Annotated in this window: 13 protein-coding genes; 8 read left to right on the forward strand and 5 right to left on the reverse strand. The window is 71.7% G+C overall.

From position 1 onward, the window contains the following. Nucleotides 1-36 precede the first annotated feature (36 nt). Together recD2 and B0I31_RS03760 are read right to left on the reverse strand one after the other, a co-directional pair. The gene (recD2, locus tag B0I31_RS03755; RefSeq protein WP_106613827.1) at nucleotides 37-2202 is read right to left on the reverse strand and encodes an SF1B family DNA helicase RecD2; all 2166 of its coding nucleotides are present in this window, start codon (nucleotides 2200-2202) and stop codon (nucleotides 37-39) included. Between the two features lie 4 nt (nucleotides 2203-2206). Further along, complete coding sequence (locus B0I31_RS03760) at nucleotides 2207-3295, reverse strand: hypothetical protein (RefSeq protein ID WP_106613828.1); 1089 nt, start codon at nucleotides 3293-3295, stop codon at nucleotides 2207-2209. Between the two features lie 221 nt (nucleotides 3296-3516). Here B0I31_RS03760 and B0I31_RS03765 point away from each other — a divergent pair, with 221 nt between their 5' ends. The 3 genes from B0I31_RS03765 to B0I31_RS03775 all read left to right on the forward strand — a co-directional run bounded on the left by B0I31_RS03765 (nucleotide 3517) and on the right by B0I31_RS03775 (nucleotide 6839). Further along, entirely contained in the window at nucleotides 3517-4191 is a 675-nt protein-coding gene (locus B0I31_RS03765; protein WP_106613829.1) for a response regulator transcription factor, read from the forward strand. Beyond that, nucleotides 4188-5219, forward strand: coding sequence for a HAMP domain-containing sensor histidine kinase (locus B0I31_RS03770; protein ID WP_106613830.1), 1032 nt, complete (start codon nucleotides 4188-4190; stop codon nucleotides 5217-5219). The genes B0I31_RS03765 and B0I31_RS03770 overlap by 4 nt, the downstream gene beginning before the upstream one ends. Before the next feature lie 291 nt (nucleotides 5220-5510). Then, on the forward strand, nucleotides 5511-6839 hold the full coding sequence (locus B0I31_RS03775) for a DUF4153 domain-containing protein (protein WP_219910580.1): 1329 nt from the start codon (nucleotides 5511-5513) through the stop codon (nucleotides 6837-6839). Here B0I31_RS03775 and B0I31_RS03780 read toward each other — a convergent pair. Next, entirely contained in the window at nucleotides 6814-7656 is an 843-nt protein-coding gene (locus tag B0I31_RS03780) for an alpha/beta fold hydrolase (protein WP_181319966.1), read from the reverse strand. The two genes, B0I31_RS03775 and B0I31_RS03780, sit on opposite strands and share 26 nt — an antisense overlap. A gap of 73 nt (nucleotides 7657-7729) precedes the next feature. Between B0I31_RS03780 and B0I31_RS03785 the strand changes: the two genes are divergently transcribed. From B0I31_RS03785 to B0I31_RS03795, 3 genes are all read left to right on the forward strand, one after another. Continuing rightward, entirely contained in the window at nucleotides 7730-8359 is a 630-nt protein-coding gene (locus B0I31_RS03785) for a TetR/AcrR family transcriptional regulator (RefSeq protein ID WP_106613832.1), read from the forward strand. 158 nt (nucleotides 8360-8517) lie between these two features. Further along, complete coding sequence (locus tag B0I31_RS03790) at nucleotides 8518-9657, forward strand: mechanosensitive ion channel family protein (protein WP_106613833.1); 1140 nt, start codon at nucleotides 8518-8520, stop codon at nucleotides 9655-9657. 57 nt (nucleotides 9658-9714) lie between these two features. Further along, nucleotides 9715-10134, forward strand: coding sequence for a YajG family lipoprotein (locus tag B0I31_RS03795; protein ID WP_146173716.1), 420 nt, complete (start codon nucleotides 9715-9717; stop codon nucleotides 10132-10134). A gap of 84 nt (nucleotides 10135-10218) precedes the next feature. On the opposite strand, the gene B0I31_RS03800 is transcribed toward B0I31_RS03795, so the two are convergent. Beyond that, nucleotides 10219-13461 (reverse strand): S8 family serine peptidase, encoded by a 3243-nt coding sequence (locus tag B0I31_RS03800; protein WP_106613835.1) that lies wholly within the window; start codon nucleotides 13459-13461, stop codon nucleotides 10219-10221. Nucleotides 13462-13740: 279 nt separating this feature from the next. Here B0I31_RS03800 and B0I31_RS40360 point away from each other — a divergent pair, with 279 nt between their 5' ends. Beyond that, a complete protein-coding gene (locus B0I31_RS40360; RefSeq protein ID WP_181319967.1) occupies nucleotides 13741-14547 on the forward strand; it encodes a hypothetical protein in 807 nt (268 codons plus the stop codon). Nucleotides 14548-14837: 290 nt separating this feature from the next. Here B0I31_RS40360 and B0I31_RS03810 read toward each other — a convergent pair whose 3' ends face one another. Continuing rightward, nucleotides 14838-15311, reverse strand: a complete 474-nt coding sequence (locus B0I31_RS03810) for a cupin domain-containing protein (RefSeq protein WP_106614034.1) — start codon at nucleotides 15309-15311, stop codon at nucleotides 14838-14840. 70 nt (nucleotides 15312-15381) lie between these two features. Between B0I31_RS03810 and B0I31_RS03815 the strand changes: the two genes are divergently transcribed. Beyond that, on the forward strand, nucleotides 15382-17034 hold the full coding sequence (locus tag B0I31_RS03815) for an FAD-binding dehydrogenase (RefSeq protein WP_106613836.1): 1653 nt from the start codon (nucleotides 15382-15384) through the stop codon (nucleotides 17032-17034). Nucleotides 17035-17092 lie beyond the last annotated feature (58 nt).

Raw genomic sequence — 17092 nt, forward strand, 5'->3', positions numbered from 1 at the left:
CCACCGCACATGGCGTCGGACAGTGTGCGCGGCGGGTCAGACCAGCTGGGCGAGCCGGTGGGCCAGCGCCGTGTGACGACGTCCGGCGCCCACGGTGCGGACCGCCTGCCCGATCGCCTTGCGCGAACCGACCAGCACGACCAGCTTCTTGGCCCGCGTCACGGCCGTGTAGAGCAGGTTGCGCTGGAGCATCATCCACGCGCTGGTCGTGATGGGGATGACCACGCACGGGTACTCGCTGCCCTGCGAGCGGTGGATCGTCATGGCGTAGGCGTGGGTCAGCTCGTCCAGCTCGGCGAACTCGTAGTCGACGTCCTCGTCCTCGTCGGTCCGGACGGTCAGCTTCTGCTCCACGGGGTCGATCGCGGTGACGATGCCGAGCGTGCCGTTGAAGACGTTCTTGTCGTAGTTGTTGCGCATCTGGGTGACCTTGTCGCCGACGCGGAACACCCGGCCGCCGAACCGGCGTTCCGGCAGGTCCGGTTTGGACGGTGTCAAAGCCTCCTGCAACAACGTGTTCAGCCCGCCCGCGCCCGCCGGGCCCCGGTGCATCGGCGCGAGCACCTGCACGTCCGTGCGCGGTTTCAGGCCGAACTTGCGCGGGATGCGGTTGGCCACGACGTCCACCACCAGCGCCGCCGCGTCCTCGGCCTCCTCCGCCGGGAACAGGAAGAAGTCCTGCAACCCCTGCACGAGCGGGTAGTCGCCGCTGTTGATCCGGTGCGCGTTGGTCACCACGCCGGACTGCTGCGCCTGCCGGAAGATGTGCGTGAGGCGGACGTTCGGGATGGGGCTCTCGGCGGACAGCACATCGCGCAGCACCTCGCCCGCGCCGACGGACGGCAACTGGTCGACGTCACCGACCAGCAGCAGGTGCGCACCGGGCGCGATGGCCTTGACCAGCTTGTTCGCCAGCAGCAGGTCGAGCATCGACGCCTCGTCCACGACCACGAGGTCGGCGTCGAGCGGCCGGTCGCGGTCGTAGGCGGCGTCACCGCCGGGCTTGAGCTCCAGCAGCCGGTGCACGGTGCGCGCATCGTGACCGGTCAGCTCGGTCAGCCGCTTGGCGGCCCGGCCGGTCGGCGCGGCCAGCACGACCTTCGCGCCCTTGGCCACGGCCAGCTTCACGATCGACCGCACGGTGAAGCTCTTGCCGCACCCCGGCCCGCCCGTCAGCACGGCGACCTTGCGGGTCAGCGCGAGCCGCACGGCGTCGCGCTGCTTGTCTTCCAGCGACGCCCCGAGCCACGCGAACGCGCGCTCCCAGTCGACCCGCTGGAACGCCGGCATCCGCTCGTCCTCGGTCCTGAGCAGCCGCAACAGCTGGTTGGCCAGGGAGATCTCGGCCCGGTGGAACGCAACCAGGTAGATGCCCGGCTCGCCGTCCGGCATGATCTCGCGGACCACGCCCTCCTCCGCCACCAGCTCGGCCAGGCACTCGATCACCAGGCCCGCGTCCACCTGGAGGATCTTGATCGCGTCACCGATCAGCTCGTTCTCGGGCAGGTAGCAGTTGCCGTCGTTCGTCGCCTCGGACAGCGTGAACTGCAGCCCGGCCTTCACCCGCTGCGGGCTGTCGTGCGGGATGCCGACCGCCTTCGCGATCAGGTCGGCGGTGCGGAACCCGATGCCCCACACGTCGTTCGCCAGCCGGTAGGGCTCCTCGCGCACGACGTCGATCGACTTGTCGTTGTACTGCTTGTAGATGCGCACGGCCAACGACGTGGACACGCCGACGCCTTGGAGGAAGACCATGACCTCCTTGATCGCCTTCTGCTCCTCCCACGCGGCGGCGATCATCTTGGTGCGCTTCGGGCCGAGCTTGGGCACCTCGACCAGGCGCTGCGGCTCGTGCTCGATGACGTCCAGCGCGGCCACGCCGAAGTGGGTGACGATCCGGTCGGCCAGCACCGGCCCGATGCCCTTGATCAGGCCGGAGCCCAGGTAGCGGCGGATGCCCTGGATCGTGGCGGGCAGCACGGTCGTGTAGTCGTCGACGTGGAACTGCTTGCCGTACTGGGGGTGCGAGCCCCAGCGGCCGCGCATCCGGATCGACTCGCCCGGCTGCGCGCCGAGCAGCGAACCGACCACCGTGACCAGGTCGCCGCCGCGGCCCGGGTCGACGCGCGCGACCGTGTACCCGGTCTCCTCGTTGGCGAACGTGATCCGCTCCAGCACCGCTTCCAGGACCGCGTCAGCCACCCGGTCACCCTAACCAGGACGCGCCACCGACCGGCCAGAGCACCGCCCGGCCACCGAACTCGCCGACCACCACACCGCGGTCGTTGACGGCCAGGGCGAACCCGTGCGTCCCGGCCGGTACCGGCAGCAGGCTGACCTCGCCGGACGGCGACCACCTGAGCGGGCGGTAGGTCCGCCCGATCGCCACGCCCGCCGCCGTGCCGTGCTCGTTGACGACCGCCACCTCGCCCGCGGTGAAGCCCGCCGGGAGCGCCATGGTCGTGACGCCGCCGTCCGCCGCCCAGCGCACCGGCGAGCCGCCGACCCGCCCGAACGCCACGCCGTCCGCGTCCACCGCCAGGAGGGTGCTGAACTGGTCGCCGGGCGGGTAGGCGGCGGTGCCCCTGTCCCAGCGCACGGCGAAGGACGTCCGGTCCTCGGTCTGGTACCCGCCGATCACGAACCGGCCGTTGACCGCCTCCACCCCCGGGTACGTGCTGCCGGGAACGCCGCCGAGGTCCGTGAGCACCCCGTCGTCCCACCGAACGACCCGGCGGCCCTCGTCGCTGTAGGCGATGCCGGCGATCGTGCCCTGCTCGTCGATCGCGGCGGCTTCGGTCGCCGTGCCCAGGCCGGGCAGCACGGTGGCCACGCCGTCGCGGTCCCAGCTGATCGCCTGCCGCTTGCCGTCCGCGTCACCGCCGTAGCCGACGACCGTGCCGCCCTCGTTCACCGCGACGGCGAACGTGTAGTCACCGCCGGGCAGGAAGTCGAGGACGGTGACCGTGCCGTCCGCGTCCCACCTGGTCGCCTGCGCCCAGTGCTCGGCGTCGCTGGTGTTGCCGTACGCCGCGCCGGCCGCGTCCACCCCGAACACCGTCGCGTACCGGCCTCCCGGCGGCGGGACGAGTTCGCTGATCCGCCCCTCCGCGTCCCAGCGCACCGCCCGCGCCCGGCCGTCCGCGCCCGCGGCACGCCCCACGACCACGCCCGCGTCGTTGATCGCGACCGCCGACCCCTTCGCCGCGAGTTCCACGAACCCGGGCTCCGCCACCGCCGTCCCCGCCGACATCATCGAAACGAGCGCCAGCGCGGCACCCCACGTCCGTCGCACGACCAGACCTCCTCGTCGAAGCCCCGCCCTCAGCTAATCAGCTCCGCTCTGGGAACGCTCCCAGAATCCCTCGTTCGGCCGCTCGACCCGGCTGGCCGGTCAGCTCGGCGGAGACCAGCACAGGTGGGGCCACCAGGACAGGTCCACCCGCGCGGAGGCCTCCACAGGACGTTCACAACTCGCGCCGTCCACCTCCACGGCTGCCACATAGAGTCGGCCGCATGACACGCCGCGTTCTGGTGGTCGAGGACGACTTGACCATCGCCGACTCAGTGGCCGCACGGCTGCGGGCCGAGGGGTTCGAGGTGGACTTGGCGCACGACGGCCCCTCGGCCGTCACGCGTGCCCGGGACGTCCGGCCCGACCTGGTGGTGCTGGACGTGATGCTGCCCGGGTTCGACGGGCTGGAGGTGTGCCGGCGGATCCAGGCCGAGCAGGCCGTGCCGGTGCTCATGCTGACTGCGCGGGGCGACGAGACCGACCTGCTGGTGGGGCTCGCGGTCGGTGCGGACGACTACCTGACCAAGCCGTTCTCGATCCGCGAACTGGCGGCGCGCGTGCACGCGTTGTTGCGGCGGGTGGAGCGGGCGGCGTCGGCGGCGGCGTCCCGGATCACCCTGGCCGACCTGGAGATCGACCTGGCCGAGCGGCGGGTGACGCGGGGCGGCGCGGAGGCGCACTTGACGCCGACCGAGTTCGAGCTGCTGGTGCACCTCGCCGAACGGCCGCGCGCCGTGCAGTCGCGGGAGCGGCTGTTGAGCGAGGTGTGGGGGTGGGCGGACGGGACCGGGACGCGGACGGTCGACAGCCACATCAAGGCGTTGCGGCGGAAGCTGGGCACGGACCTGATCCGGACCGTGCACGGGATCGGCTACGCGTTGGAGGTGCCCCGGTGAGCCTGCGGTCGGCGTTCCAGACGACGCTCGAACTGCTGCCGCGCCCGCTGGACCCGGTGCGGTCGATCAAGGTCAAGCTCGGGATCCTGCTGCTGTCGGCGATGTCGGCGGGGTTCGCGTTCTTCCGGTGGCGGATCGGGTGGCTCGCGCCGGGGACCACGTTCGGCGCGATGGCGATCGTGCTGGTGACGTCGCAGATCCTCGCGCACGGGATGACCAGGCCGTTGCGGGAGATGACGGCGGCGGTGCGGGCGATGCGGGCCGGGGACTACAGCAGCCGGGTGCGCGCCACGGCGCGGGACGAGGTCGGTGAGCTGGCCGGCGCGTTCAACCAGATGGCGGCGGACCTCGGTGCGGCGGACCAGCAGCGGCGCGAGCTGATCGCGAACGTCTCGCACGAGTTGCGCACGCCGATCACGGCCCTGCAGAACGTGCTGGAGAACGTGGTGGACGGGGTCGCGCAGCCGGACGCGGTGACCATGCGGACGGCGTTGGCGCAGACCGAGCGCCTCGGCCGGCTGGTGACGGAGCTGCTCGACCTCTCCCGCATCGACGCCGGCGCGCACCGGCTGGACAAGGCGGAATTCGCTCTGGCGCCGTTGCTGGAGGAAGTGGTCGCGGAAGCCTCGGTGGCCGCCCGAGGGGTGCGGTTCACCGTTGACGTCACGCCGGACGACGCCACGATCTACGCCGACGAGGCCCGGTTGGCGCAGGTGGTCGCGAACTTGTTGGACAACGCGGCGCGGCACGGCCCGGCCGGTGGTGAGGTGAGGATCTCGGCGTCGGTGGGTGCGGAGTTGGTGCTGGAGGTCGCGGACGACGGGCCGGGCATCGCGCCGCAGGACCGGGAACGGGTCTTCGAACGCTTCACGCGCGGGGAACGGGCGGGCGGCGGGGGCACCGGGCTGGGGCTCAACATCGCGCGCTGGGTGGTCGACCTGCACGGCGGCACGATCGCGGTGGTCGACGGCCCGGGCTGCCGGATCCGCGCCACCCTCCCGGCCACCTGCCCCGCACCGGTCACCTGACCCCGTGGCGGTTTAAGGGTTTGACCGGCCTCCGCCCGACGGTCCCGGGTTGACCGTCCAGGGCCCGACCGGCCTTGGTTGACCGGCCTCGGCTAACCCGCCTGGGTCTGACCCGGCCGAAAGGCATTGCCCCGCAAGGGTCCCCGCCCAGGGGAACCCTGGATTCAATTCAACCACGCACCACCGACAGTTCCGGGCCCGTGAGCCCGTACCACCGTCACCCGAACGAACGACCCGAAAACCCACCCGCCACTCGGCGGGCGATGGCGCACGCCCTGGAGGCAACACCCGATGACCCCCAACCGCGTCCTGCTCACCGGCGCCGCCGCCGGCATCGGGGCGGCCGTCCTGGTCCCCCTCGGCGAACCCGGCCTCGGCTGGCCCCTCGCCGCGATCCTCGTCTTCGCCCTGCTGCGCGAGGTCAGGCCGGCCTGGGCGGTGCTCTCCGTCGCGCTGTTCACCGTCGGTGCCTTCATCGCGGCCGAGTGGATGTTCACGCTCTGCGTCCTCGCGGGCTGCGCCGCCGGCTCGCTCGCGGTCGTCGGAGGGCGGACGGCGCGTGGCGTCGTGTTCGGCGCGGGTGCCGTGCCGGTCGCGGCGGTCAGAGCCGTGCCCTGGGTGGCACGCGGCATCAAGGAGAACGGCACGCCGCCGCTGGCCCGGCCGATCATCGTCACCGCCGGCCTGCTGCTGGTGTTCGTCCCGCTGCTGGCCGGGGCCGACGCCGCGTTCGCCGACCTGCTCGGCTCGGTGACCCCGGACGAACCGTACGGCGAGCCGGTCGTGCTGTTCCTGGTGGTCGGCCTGGGCACGGTCGGCGCGGCCTACCTGCTGGTCGCACCACCTCGGCTGGACGGCACGAGCGTCCTGCCCCGCACGGTCACCCGCCGTGACTGGGTGCTCCCGGTGGGCGCGTTGGTGGTGCTCTTCGCCACTTTCGTGGCCGTGCAGATCAACACGCTGTTCGCGGGCGACGCGCACGTCATCACCACCCCCGACCTGACCTACGCCGACCACGCCCGCAGCGGCTTCTGGCAACTGCTCGCCGTCACCCTGCTGACCCTCGGCGTCATCGCGGTCGTCGCACGGCTCGCCCGCCTGGACTCACCGGACGACCGCCGCTGGCTGCGTGGCCTGCTGGGCGCGCTGAGCGTGCTCACCCTGGTGATCGTCGCCTCCGCCCTCACCCGCATGTGGCTCTACCAGCAGGCCTACGGCTTCACCGTGCTGCGGGTCCTGGTCACCGCCTGCGAACTGTGGCTCGGCCTAGTCTACCTGCTGGTCCTGGCGGCGGGCGTGCGGTTGGAAGGCGGGTGGCTGGCCCGCGCCGTCGTCGGCACCGGCTTCGCCGCGCTGGTCGGACTGGCCGCGCTCAACCCGGAGCGGTTCATCGCCGAGCGCAACATCGACCGCTACCACGCCAGTGGCAAGATCGACTTCGGCTACCTGTCCAGGCTCTCCGCGGACGCCGTGCCCGCGCTGGCCACCCTCCCGGAAGGCGTGCGCGCCTGCGCCCTGCGGTCCCGCGTCGAGAACGACGATTGGCGCTCCTGGAACCTCGGCCGCCAGCAGGCCAGGGACACGCTCGCGCAGGTCAAGCGGGGCGGCTGTGCGCGGTGACCTGGTCGGTGACCAGGCGCGCCACCGTGTGCGCGTGCGTGATCGGCACCCAGTGCCCGGCGTCGACCACGTGTCGCCGCACGTCCGACGCCCACCGCTCCACGTCCTCGGTCACACCGGCCGTGACGTACCTGTCCCGCGACGGCTGCACCACCAGCACCGGCACGTCGGTCCGCCGCACGCGCGGCGAGCGCAGCCGCGGCACGAAGTTCGCCCGGTACAGCGCGATGCCCTGCACGCCGTCACGCACGATGCTCGGCGACACGTGCGGCGTGACGCCCTCCAGCCGGTGCGCGATCGACCGCCACCGCGGGCCGATCACGTGCCGCCACAGCAGGGGCGCGACGAACGGCAGGTGGAACGCCACGATGTACCACGAGTGCAGCAGCTGCTTGAGGTGCCGGGCGGTCGGCCGGCGACGCAGCCAGTGCCCGACGTGATCCAGGCACGGGCCGGAGATCGAGGTGTACGAGGCGATCGGCGCGTCGGGCGTGGTGACCGCCTCCCACGCCTGGATCGAGCCCCAGTCGTGCGCGACGACGTGCACCGGCGCGTCCGGGCTGACCGCCGCGATCACCGCGAACAGGTCGCGGGCCAGGACCGGCAGCCGGTAGGAGGCCAGGCCGCGCGGCGCGGACGACGCACCGGCGCCGCGCACGTCGTACGTGACCACGTGGAACTCCTCGGCCAGCAACGGCACGACGTCGTCCCACACGCGGTGCGTGTCCGGGTAGCCGTGCACCAGGACGACGGTCGGCGCGGACCGGTCGCCGTGTTCGTGGACGGCCAACCGCACGCCCTCGGACTCCACGTACACGTTGCCTGCCTCCGACTGATTCCTACGCGTGCGTAGCTTTGTGAAAGCTACGCCACCGTAGCAATATGGGCCGGTGAGCACAACGCGCCGCAAGTACGCACCGCGCCTGCCGCCGGGGCAGCGGCGCGACCAGCTGCTGGACGGCGCGCTCGGCCTCATCGCCGATGGCGGGTTCGACGCGTTGACCATGGAGGCCGTGGCCCGGCGGTCGGGCGTGACCAAGCCGGTGGTCTACGAGCTGTACGCGAACCGGGCCGAGGTGATCGCCGCGCTGCTGGGCCGCGAGGCGGAACGCGCCACCGCGCAGGTGCTGGGCGCGATGCCGACCACCGACTTCGGCGACCGTTCGCCGGAGGACGTCTACACCGACACCGTGCGCGCGTTCATCAACGCCGTCGTCGCCTCACCGGACCGCTGGCGACTCGTGCTCCTGCCGCCCGAGGGCACACCGGTCGAGTTCCGGCAGCAGGTCGCGCTGGTGCGGGCGCAGGTGTTGGAGCACGTCAGCGGCTTGGCCGAACTGGGGCTGAAGGCGTTGGGCGACACCGGGCTGGACGCCGAGCTGCTCGGCCACACCATGCTCGCGCTGGCCGAGATGGCAGGACGACTGGTGATCACCGACCCGGAGCGCTTCACTCCCGACCGACTGGTCGCGTTCGTCGGCCAGGTGGCCCACCAACTGCCCACCCGTCCTGAACGTTGAGGCCAAGGGACAAGGGGTCAAAAAATCAAAAGCGTCCTCGCCGGACAGGCAGACCCATGACGCGGACGTAGGACACACGGAGGAGTGAAGGGCGCTGCTGGCGGGTACGAACCCTGGATCGTCCCCATCGTGAGCTAGCAAGTAGGAGGTGCCCGTCCGTGCTCGCAGCCGTGGTCACGTTCACCGGCTCGCTGCTGGTCGCCCTGCTCGTCGTCACGCTCGTCCACCGGTTGGTCCGCCGCATCGGCCGCCGCTCGGACCTGTTCGCCGGCCTCGCGCGGCACGCGCACAAGCCCGCCGTGGCGGTGGCCGTGCTGGTCGCGGTGCAGTTCTCGCTGGGTGTGGTGGCACGGGGTGACTGGCGGCCGGTCGCCTTGCACGCCACCGGGATAGCGCTGATCCTGGCCGGCGCCTGGCTGCTCGCCTCGCTGCTGGTGGTGATCGAGGACGCGACGCTGGCCCGCATCCGGGTCGACGTGTCCGACAACCGGCACGCCCGCCGCGTGCACACCCAGATCACGCTGGTCCGCCGCGTCACCGTGGTCGTGGTGAGCGTGCTGGCGGCGGCGGCCGTGCTGATGACGTTCCCCGCAGCGCGGGCGGCCGGCACGAGCATCCTCGCCTCCGCCGGTGTGATCGGCGCCATCGCCGCCCTGGCCGCGCAGTCGTTGCTGGGCAACGTGTTCGCGGGCGTGCAGATCGCGTTCAGCGACGCGTTGCGGTTGGACGACGTGGTGGTCGTGGAGAACCAGTGGGGCCGGGTCGAGGACATCACCCTCACCTACGTGGTCGTGCACCTGTGGGACGACCGGCGGTTGATCCTGCCCACCGCCTACTTCCTCAAGACGCCGTTCGAGAACTGGACGCGGACCCAGTCGGCGCTGCTCGGCACGGTGGAGCTGGACCTGGACTGGACCGTGCCGGTGGAGGACCTGCGGCACGAGTTGCGCAACGCGCTGGAGACGAGCGACCTGTGGGACGGCCGGGTGTGCGTGCTGCAGGTGACCGACGCGGTCGGGTCGTTCGTGCGGGTCCGCGCGCTGGTGAGCGCGTCGGACGCGGGGCGCCTGTGGGACCTGCGGTGCGTGGCGCGCGAGCACCTGGTCGGCTGGCTGCGGTCCCGTCACCCCGGCGCGCTGCCGCAGCTGCGGGTGCGCGAGCTGCCCCGGGCCAACGGTGCCGCGCCGGCGCCCGCGGCCAACGGGTCGTCGGACAACCGGGTGTTCGGCGAGAGCGTGGACGGCGAGGAGCGGGTGCAGGCGTTCAGCGGGCCGGAGCAGCCGGTGCAACCCCGCTGACCTCCCGTTCCGTCCTGGCAGCGGGAGTCGGTGGCAGGATCGGCCGCAGGAGGGCGCATGCGAGGACTCGTGGTGACGACCGCGTTGGCGGTGCTGGTGCTGGCGGGCTGCGCCGCCCAGCCGGAGACGGCGACCTGGTCGATCGGCACACCGACCTCGCCCACCGGCCCGGTCACCGTCTCGTCGGTGCCCGTGCCGCCCGCCAAGCTGAGCCCTCAGGGGGTGCGAGTGCTGGAACAGGCCAAGCGCGACGGCGCGCGAACCATCGGGTTGACCATCTCGACCGAGCGGGGCAAGGCCGACGAGGTGGCCGCCTCCCTGCGCGGACTGGGCGCGACCGTGGAAGCCACCGACGCCGCCATCGGCTACGTGCGCGTCACCGCCCCGGTCGAGTCGGTCGCGAAGATGACCGCGGTCGACGGCATCAGCCGGGTCGACGTGGACGAGCCGCTGAGCAACGTCGACCCCACTCCCTGAGACTCGACTCCCCGACGGCGGAAAAGGCTCAGGGCCACCCCCGCGTGTGGCGGGAATGGCCCTGAGGTCTTTTCGCGGGTGGCGTCAGGCCACGTTCCGCAGGATCACCGCGCCGCGGCCGACGATGGCGCCGTCCGAGGTCTGCACGGTCAGCTCACCGCGCAGCACCCGGCCGGCACCGGCCTGGCCGGCGGCGGTCACCGTGGCGGGGACCGTCCACGTCGCACCGGCGGTGCGGTCGGCGTTGGTGTCGGTCACCGCGACCGTGCCGAGGCCGGCGGCGGCGAACAGGTCGATGTAGTCGTACTCCGTGGTGCCCGCGGGCACCTCGTAGCCGTCGACCTGCACCCGCCACGCGCCCGCGGCCGGGTTGTTGATCGTCACGGACTCCTCCGAGTCGCCGTCCGCCGCCTGACCGGCCAGCACGCAGGTGCCGGTGGTGCAGTTGTAGACGAACAGGTCGAGGTCGGCCGAGACGTCACTGGTCTTGCCGATCGTCGCGCGCAGCGACGTCGAACCCGGCGCCACGGTCAGGTCGTAGACCTGGACCGCTGCGTCCGCGATGGTCGGGCGGTCGATCCGGGCGCTGGCCAGGGGACCGCCGACGAGCCTGCCGTTGAACGCGGCCAGCGAGTTGGTCACCGCGTACTCGCGGCTGACCGGCGTGCCGATCACGACCGACTCGATGGTGTCCGGGTTCGGGCTGATCGCCGTGCCGAGCACGGACGCGGTCACCGAGTACGGCGCGGCGGCGGCGTCGGAGGTGCGCCGGGCCTCGACCACGACCTCCCACACGCCCGGCAGCGGGTTGCTGACCGTGCGGCTGGTCGGCGTGCCACCGGCACAGCCGGCGCCCGCGTCGGGGTTGTAGCAGTTGGTCGACGACGTGGTGTCGAACGGCACGCCGTACGGGTCGTAGCGCAGGAACCGGACCTGGCCCTTGCCCGCCTCAGTGCCACCGGCCGCCATGTCGATCTTCAGCGCGCTGGTGCCCGCGGGCACGTTCACGAAGAAGCTCTTCGACTGGTTGCGCTCGATCGTGCCGGTCTTGGTCACCGCGTACTTGCCCGCAGCGGTGAACTCGTCCGCCGCGAACACCGTGTTCAGCGTGAACACGTCGATGCCGCGGGTGAGCACGTTGTCCAGCCGCAGCACGGCCGAGTGCGCGCCCGCCGCGGCCGGCTTGACCTTGACGTCGAACTTCACCGGCGTGTTCAGCGGCAGCACCACCGAGGACCGCGACGAGAACGTGCCGTCGTTGCCCTGCCAGTTCACCGCGAACGTCTGGTTGCGGTTCGGGCCCGTGGTGCGGGTCAGGGTGTACGTGCGGGTGTACTCCTTGCCCACGACGACGCCCTCGCGGTCGTGGATGCCGACGCCCGTGTTCGGGGTGGCCAGCAGGCCCGACAGCGCGGTGTTCACGGTCACCGAGGTGCTGACCGCCTGCGTCTCCGGGTGCGCGTTGAGCTGCGTCCACGCGCGCTTGGTGTCGAACAGGCCCGCGCCCTGCTCGTACGCCTGGAGGGTGGAGACCCACTTGGCGCCGGACTGGATCGCGGTGCGCAGCGCCTGGACGGGCGGGCGCTCGCCGTTGTGCTCGGCCTTGTACGCGCTGATCAGCAGCGCGGCGGCACCGGTCGCCTGCGGCGCGGCCATCGACGTGCCGTTGAACATGGCGTAACCGGCGGGCAGGTCGTAGGTACCGGCCACCGGACCGGGGGTCTGCCACTGCGGCACGGTCGAGATCGCCGAGCCGGGCGCGACGATGTTCGGCTTGAAGCCGCCGTCCTCGCGCGGACCGCGCGACGAGAAGCCGTGCAGGCCCTCGCGCTGCCTGGTCACCGAGCCGTAGTTGGACAGCCAGGTGTCCGCGGTGATGTACGAGCCGACGCTCATCGCGTCCGTGGACACGGACGGGTCGCCCACGGTGTTCGCGCCACCGCCGCTGTTGCCCGCGGAGATGAACACCTGCACGTTGTACTCGGCGATGGTGCGGTTGTAGAGCTCCGCACGCGCGTTGTTGCCGTCGTTGAGCGCCGGCAGGCCGCCGATGGAGATGTTGACGACGTCCGCGCCGTTGCGCGCCGCGTACAGCAGGCCGTCGATCAGGCCGCTGTTGGTGCACGACGGGGTCGTGAGGCAGACCTTGACGGCCATCAGCTTGGCGCCGGGCGCCGCGCCGACCATCTTGCCGCCGAACATCTTGTTCGCCGACGTGATGCCCGCGACGTGGGTGCCGTGCGCGGCGGAGATGCCCAGGTTGACCCAGGCGGTACCGGTCGCGTCGTAGATCGACTTGTCGGTCTGCACCACGAACGCCACGGTGTCCAGCACCGGCGTGGCCGGGTTGTCCGCGCCGAAGTGGCCGACGTCCTTCTTGTACTTGTAGTCGATCATCGCGGTCTGGTCGGTGAAGTCACCGTCGCCGTCGGTGTCGACCCGGACTTCCTTGGTCGTGATGTCCTGCAGCACGCCGAAGGTGTCCACGCGGTCGCCGTCGCGGTTGATGTCGCCGCCGACCTCGCTGTTGGCCGCGGCCAGGTCGCCCGCGGTCTCGCGGAACAGGCCGAAGCTGAACGGGCCGCCGGCGGCGGGGGCGGTGTAGGTCTTGCCGCCCGAGGTGAACGCGCCGTTGTAGCGGCCGGAGACCTGCAGCCACGTGCCGTCGCCGGAGTTGGTGGCGTTGGCGTTGTACCAGTCGACGATCTTGCGCTCACCGGTCGTGGTGGTCGCCAGCGCCGGGTGGTCCAGGTCGATGCCGGAGTCCATGATGGCGATCGTCGTGCCGCGACCGTCCCACTTGGGGTTGTCGTCGGTGAAGTGCGCCGCCTTGGTGTCCTGCGTCGGCATGTAGGGGTTCTTCTTGGGCGTCGCCTTGCCCGGCGCCTGCTGCGGCAGCGGCGTCGTGGCGCCCTCGGGACGCGGGTTGTCCAGGACGACCAGGCCGTCGACGTCCACCGCGTTCACGGACGCGAGCTTCGCGGCCTTCTCGGCGGAGTCCCGCGGCACCGAGACCTTGAGGTAGTCGACGTCACGCTCGGTGGACTCGACCACGCCACCGAGCGCCTTGAGGTCGTTGGCGGCGGAGTCCAGCTTGCCCTCTTCGGCGGCGACGAGGAGCGTGACGTTCGCCTGACCGGCCTTCTCGGCTTCGGCGATGCGCTCCCGGTCCTGCTTGTCGAGCTGCTTGTCGGCGGGCGCAGGCGCGGATGGCGCCTCTTGCGCGACGGCCGACCCGGCGGCGAAGCCGAACCCAGTGGTGCCCAGCACGGCGGCCAGCAAGGCCGCACTGGTGCGGTGTCTCCACCGGCTTCCTGAGTTGATCACGGCGCAAACCCTTCGTGGGGAAAGATTGGCGCAAGCACATCCCCCCGGGGCACCGGTAACAATCAGACGAACAGCCCAAAGAATAAGTCCACATTGGACTGAACGGGGTATTGCGCAAACATGCGAGAAGTGCCGCACAAGACCGGAACGGGTGCGACCACTCCAGTCAAGAGCCGACCGGCCGGAATGTCAAACTCTGTCAACGGTGAACCATCCGGAAGCGTGGGAAATCCGTAACAAATCGCACATCAACGCGATGGCGAGCACACTGGTCCCATCGTGGACGCCGCACCGATCGACCGGATAGCCGACGAACTGTACGCCCTGCCGCTGGCGGAGTTCGTCGCGGCCCGCGACGCCCGCGCCCGGGTGGCCGCCGACCGCGGCGACAAGGCGTTGGCCAAGCAGATCTCGGCGCTGCGCAAGCCGACCTCGTCGGCGTGGGCGCTGAACCTGCTGGCCCGGGAGGGCACGTCCGACCTGGCCGAGGCGCTCGCTCTGGGTGACGAGCTGCGTGCCGCGCAGGAGGAGTTGCGCGGCGGCGCGCTGCGGCAGCTGAGCGCGCGGCGGCGGGCCGTGCTGAGCGCGCTCGTGCGACGGGTCGAGGTGCTGGCGAGCCACGCCGGCCAGCCGCTCGGGCCGGACGCCGTGCAGCAGGTGCGCACCACGTTGACCGCGGCACTGGCCGACGCCGTGCTCGGTGCCCGCATCCGGGCCGGGCGGCTGGTCAAGCCGGTCGAGCAGTCCGGCTTCGGCCCGTTGAGCGAGACCGCGACCCCGGTGCGCGACGACCTGGCACCGCGCCGGGAGCAGCGGCGGGAGCGGCGGCTGGCGCAGGCGCGTGACGACATCGGCACCGCGCAGGCGGACGTGCGGAAGGCGGACGCGGCCGTCGCGGAGGCCGAGCAGGCGCTGGCCGAACGCGAGGAGCACACCGCCGCGCTGCAGGCCGAGCTGCGGCGGGCGCAGCAGGCCGAGCGCGAGGCGGCGACCAGGCTGGCGAAGGCCAAGCGCCGCGCCGAGACCGCGCGGGACAAGCTCGCGGGCGCCGAGACCAAGATGACCGAACTGCGCGGCGACGCCTGATCCCGTGACCCGAGTCCGTGACGCGCGGCACACCGTCGCGACCACGGACCGTGACTCCCGACACCCTGCCGCCACGGGGGGAACACCCGCCGGACACCACCCGTTCTACTGCTGGTCGGCACGTGGACGCCGCACCGGACGTCAGGCCCCGCGAGGTACCTCCCCCAGGCCCCGCGCGGCACCTCTCCCCGAGACGTTGCAGGTGCGCCCACGCACGCCCGACCGCCGTCGGCCGAACGGTCACCCCCACCGCGCGGCCGGCGGCCTTTTACTTCCCCTGTCGCCGCAGCTCAGACCATGTACTGGTCGTGCCGGGCGTAGAACTCGGCCCACTCCTGCGCGCTCAACCGCCGGCCCGAATCCGCGATCTCCGCCAGTTCCCGGAAGAACTTCTCCCGCGGCGGGGCGGGGGCGAACAGGATCAACATCGACGCGGGTTCGTCGGAGTCGTTCCGGAAAGCGTGGACACCGCCTTGCGGGACGTACAGGAAATCACCGGGCGTGCCCGTTACCCAAGTGTCACCGTTGTAGAGCCGGACCGATCCGGAGATCACGTAGAACGACTCCGAGAACGTCCGGTGGAAGTGCGGCTCGGGGCCGCCCGCGCGCGGCTCCATCCGCCAGTCGAACAGCCCGTACTGCCCGCGCGTGACGTCACCGGTGGCGACCAACCGGTTCCGGACCAGCGGCCGGTCGATGGTCTCCACCTCCGCCACCGGCCGCCACACCGCGCTGATCTCGCCGACGTCCCCCGTGTACGACACGGTCACCACCCCTTAAAGTGAATTTTGTTCAACTATCGTCCAGGGCCCCGGTTCGATCTAGACTCGCCCGATGGCAGATGCGGATGTCATCGTCGTCGGCGCGGGCCTCGCGGGCCTGGTCGCCACCGCCGAACTGGTCGACGCCGGGCGCAAGGTCATCCTCCTCGACCAGGAGCCGGAGGCCTCGTTCGGAGGTCAGGCGTTCTGGTCGTTCGGCGGGCTGTTCCTGGTCGACAGCCCGGAGCAGCGGCGGTTGAAGGTCAAGGACTCGGCGGAGCTGGCCCTGCAGGACTGGCTGGGCTCGGCCGCGTTCGACCGGGACGCCGACCACTGGCCGCGTCGGTGGGCCGAGGCGTACGTGGACTTCGCGGCGGGCGAGAAGCGGCCGTGGCTGCACGCGATGGGCGTGCGCTGGTTCCCGCTCGTGCAGTGGGCCGAGCGCGGCGGGTACCTGGCGGACGGGCACGGCAACTCCGTGCCGCGGTTCCACGTGACGTGGGGCACCGGGCCGGGCATCGTCGCGCCGTTCGAGCGCCGGGTGCGCGAGGGCGTGGCGCGCGGGCTCGTGCAGCTGAAGTTCCGGCACCGCGTGACCGGGCTGACCACGACCGGCGGCGCGGTGGACGGCGTGCGCGGCGAGGTGCTGGAGGTCAGCACGGCCGGCCGGGGCGAGCCGAGTTCGCGGGCCGTGTCCGGCGACTTCGAGCTGCGCGCGCAGGCCGTGATCGTGACGTCCGGCGGTATCGGGGCGAACCACGAGATGGTGCGCCGCAACTGGCCGGCCCGCCTGGGCACGCCGCCGGAGCACATGCTGTCCGGCGTGCCCGACCACGTGGACGGGTTGATGCTCAAGGTCGTGCAGGACACCGGCGGCGAGATCATCAACGAAGACCGGATGTGGCACTACCCCGAGGGCATCGCCAACTACGCCCCGGTCTGGAGCAGGCACGGCATCCGCATCCTGCCCGGGCCGTCGTCGCTGTGGCTGGACGCGACCGGCTCACGGCTGCCGATCCCGTTGTTCCCGGGGTTCGACGCGCTGGGCGCGTTGGAGCACATCGTGAAGACCGGGCACGGCTACTCGTGGTTCGTGCTCAACTCGAAGATCATCGGCAAGGAGTTCGCGCTGTCCGGGTCGGAGCAGAACCCCGACCTGACCGGCAAGGACGTGCGCGCGGTGCTGAAGCGGGCGATGCCGGGTGCGGTGGCGCCGGTGGAGGAGTTCGCGAAGCGGTCCGAGGAGTTCATCTTCGGCCGCACGCCGGAGGAGCTGGCGGCCGGGATGAACAAGCTGGTCGGCACGTCGTTGATCGACGCGGCGGCGCTGCGGCGGACCATCGTGGAGCGCGACCGGCAGGTGATCTCGGGCCTGGGCAAGGACATGCAGGTCAACGCCATGCGCGAGGCGCGGAAGTTCATCACCGACAAGCTGATCCGGGTGGTCGAGCCGCACCCGTTGCTCGACCCGAAGGCCGGTCCGCTGATCGCCGTCCGCCTCTCCGTGCTCACCCGCAAGACGTTGGGCGGCCTGCACACGGACCTGTCGGCCCGGGTGCTGAAGCACGACGGGACCCCGCTGGACGGCGTCTACGCGGCCGGTGAGGCGTCCGGCTTCGGCGGGGGTGGCGTCCACGGCTACCGGGCCCTGGAGGGCACGTTCCTGGGCGGCTGCCTGTTCTCGGGCCGCGTCGCCGGCCGTGCCGCGGCCAAGGCCACGTCCTGAACGTTGAACTCGGGGTACCTGAACGTAGGACACGCGCGGCCTGAACGTACGACTCTCG

This window comes from Saccharothrix carnea (assembly GCF_003014735.1).
Classification (GTDB): Bacteria; Actinomycetota; Actinomycetes; order Mycobacteriales; family Pseudonocardiaceae; genus Actinosynnema; species Actinosynnema carneum.